Origin of the sequence: Stenotrophomonas sp. YIM B06876, assembly GCF_030711595.1 — a bacterium.
In the GTDB taxonomy this organism is placed as follows: domain Bacteria; phylum Pseudomonadota; class Gammaproteobacteria; order Xanthomonadales; family Xanthomonadaceae; genus Stenotrophomonas.
The window spans coordinates 1-2,702 of record NZ_JAUJUJ010000097.1; the positions used below are offsets into that span (position 1 = coordinate 1).

4 protein-coding genes are annotated in these 2,702 nt (G+C 59.9%); 3 read left to right on the top strand and 1 reads right to left on the bottom strand.

The window, feature by feature from the left end; translation table 11 throughout:
* A partial coding sequence (locus tag QZH66_RS14895; RefSeq protein WP_305806698.1) for a hypothetical protein occupies nucleotides 1-338 on the top strand: 338 nt, incomplete at its 5' end.
* An 80-nt stretch (nucleotides 339-418) separates the two neighbouring features.
* On the opposite strand, the gene QZH66_RS14900 is transcribed toward QZH66_RS14895, so the two are convergent.
* Nucleotides 419-1,342: an IS110 family transposase gene (locus QZH66_RS14900; protein WP_305806699.1), complete on the bottom strand. Its 924-nt coding sequence runs from the start codon at nucleotides 1,340-1,342 to the stop codon at nucleotides 419-421.
* A gap of 571 nt (nucleotides 1,343-1,913) precedes the next feature.
* On the opposite strand from QZH66_RS14900, the gene QZH66_RS14905 reads away from it, so the two are divergent.
* Together QZH66_RS14905 and QZH66_RS14910 are read left to right on the top strand one after the other, a co-directional pair.
* Complete coding sequence (locus QZH66_RS14905) at nucleotides 1,914-2,276, top strand: hypothetical protein (protein WP_305806700.1); 363 nt, start codon at nucleotides 1,914-1,916, stop codon at nucleotides 2,274-2,276.
* A 26-nt stretch (nucleotides 2,277-2,302) separates the two neighbouring features.
* Entirely contained in the window at nucleotides 2,303-2,653 is a 351-nt protein-coding gene (locus tag QZH66_RS14910) for a hypothetical protein (protein ID WP_305806701.1), read from the top strand.
* Nucleotides 2,654-2,702 lie beyond the last annotated feature (49 nt).

Genomic DNA, 2,702 nt, shown 5'->3' on the forward strand with positions numbered 1-2,702 from the left:
TTTACTCATTCAAGCCGACGTTGCTATCGCAACGCGGCTTAATTCCGGCGTTAGAGGGCATGGACACTACCTGCAGATCGGATGGGGCCATCCCCACCAGCGTTAGGCTCTTCTGCCTCGCGGCAGCTTCCATTTGTATTTACTTGGCACTCTCATTAAACCTTCGCCATCCAATCCAAACCGCAATGGACGTTCTTACGCCGCTGAGCCTCCTTCTCATGGCCTTTGCGCGCTCATACAAGAGCCCCCTTGCAAAACTTGCATTAGCTGCATCACTTTTCCTCTGGATAGCCATTTTTGCAGCGCCGCACCTTTTTCCTTCGCCATTGAGCTGGTAAATATGCCCTCTAACAATTCGTTCAAGGCGAAGCCGCTTCGCGGCTCGCCTTAACTCAGCAACTGTCTTGAAGCGCTCTGCTTAAACCGTCACCAGGCCCTCGGATCGCAGCTCATCGCGTCGCTTGGCATTGACGATTCCCAGCAGCTTGCGCATGCACGCGACCAACGCCACCTTGCCGAGCTTTCCGCGGGCCCGCAGCTGCTGGTAGTGCGCCTTCATCAGTGGGTCCCAGCGCACCGCCGACAGCGTGGCCATGTAGAGCGCCACGCGGACCGGCGCGCGGCCGCCGCGGATCCGGCGCTTGCCTTGCCCCTGTCCGCTGTCGCGGTTTATGGGCGCCACGCCCGTGAGCTTGGCGATCTGTCGGCGGTCGAGATGGCCGAGCTCGGGCAGCAGCGCCAGCACGGTGGCCTGGAACACCGGACCCAAGCCCTTGCTTGATCGCAGCGCGGGAAATGCATGCGCCTGGAACAGCGCCTTCATCGTCCGCTCGATCGCAGCCAGCTCGCGACCGAGTGCGGCAACGGTGCGCGCGGCCAGCGTGCGCACCGCCGGCGGCGCCATGGCCGTCTGCTGCTTCTGTGCCTGCAATAACACCACGACCTGGCCGCGACGGCGTAGCCAGTCCCGCAGCTCCCGCTGCCACAGCGGTGGTGCAACGTGGCGGCGCAAGCGGTCGCCGAACATCCGGGCCATGAGCGCGAGCAGCCGGGCATCGATGGCATCGGTCTTGGCCAGCTCGCCGGTCGCCCGGGCGAAGTCGCGTGCCTGACGCGGATTGACCCGGGCAATCCACAGCCCGGCATCGCAGCAGGCCTCGAGCAGCGGCTCTTCATAGCCGCCGGTGGCCTCAACCACGAGCCGCTCAACGCCCACGGCTTCCAGCCGCTTGAGCAGCTTGTTGATGCCCGCCCGGTTGTTGGCAAAACGGGTCACGCCGGGCTGCCCCTCCACGGCCAGATCCAGGTTGGTTTTGCCCACATCAATTCCCGCTGCCCGCATGTCCGTTCTCCGTTACAGTTGGCCGGTCGAGAGCATCGCGCCCGAGGCCCACGCTTATCGGTTCGAGGGAAACCTCGAGCAACTGTTCGGGCGCAGGGCGCGAGATCCGGCGTGCGGCCCCTGCTGAGTTACGGCGGTGCTGATACCGAGGCGTTATCGGGCGCGCACGCCGGGCTCTCGGCGCTTAGGCTAGAGGAAACTCAAGACATAAGGCGTTAGGCGACATTGGTAAAAGTTGAATGGTGGCTTCTGCTTCGGTGAGTTCGACGGCTGCTCTCCATTCGGCTCCAGACAGCAGCAATCGCCCCAAAGCATTCGTCAGGTTTTCGGTTCCGGCACTGGCCTCATTGCCGCCGCGCAATCATTGCAGTTGGCTTCGGCTACATCACGCGGCAATATTTTCGGGGCAGGCTCCGGGCTCGCGGGCTGTGGCATTATCGGTCTTCGTTGAGCAGTTCAAGCGGACGGCTTTGGTCAGTGGTTCGGCATCTCAGTCAACGTCGCCTAAAAATTCATTCAAGCGAAGTTGCTTCGCAACCCGGCTCGTTTCCAGCATGAGACCACTACGCAGATGACTGATTACCGCGTTAAATTTGATTTCATTGTTCACTTCACCAACGGGGGCAGTCTGTCCGCGCAAGATTTTCGTCTTGATATCCCTGGCAGTGACATTGCCGATGACGAGCTGGCCGCTTATCTCATCCAAGACATGCGGTTGCTCATGGCTGGTCCCGTTGACATAACCAACAAGCAGATCATTCAGGAGCCGCACAAGCGAGCCGCAATATCGACTTCCGAGCTGCCTCAAGCAACCGTTGACCTTTCCAGTCACAACCTGTCAGCCGCAGAGCTTCTTGCCAAGGCGCAAGGCCATGCCATTCGCATACTGGCCCCTGACGGTGAGAGCTATAAATTGACCCGGCTAGTGGTCTAACAATTTGTTCAAGCAGAAGCCACTTCGTGGCTCGGCTCAATTCCGGTGCCAGCACTATGGAAAATTTCCGGGTCATTGCAATCGCCCTTTTCCTGGTCACGCCGATACTCGCGATCATTGCACTTGCGGTGAGGCATGCCGGAAACAGCCGTCTCCTTAACATTGTCAACTACAGCAAGGTCGCGGACGCGGCGTCATTGCATCGCTGGGCTGGCAATCGTTTGGCAATCCTGCCAGCAGCTTCATTTACGCTTGGCTATGCCGCCTTCCGGATATCGTCCTTTGCATCAATCTCGCTAGGGCTATTCGCAGTCGCGGCATTCATTATTGGGGTTTGGCTTGCTTTCGGGGCAGAGAGGTTTCAAGCTCCCCGCTAACAAATCCCTAGGGAGCTTCCCGTCAACTCCGGCTGCATGACGCTCTTGC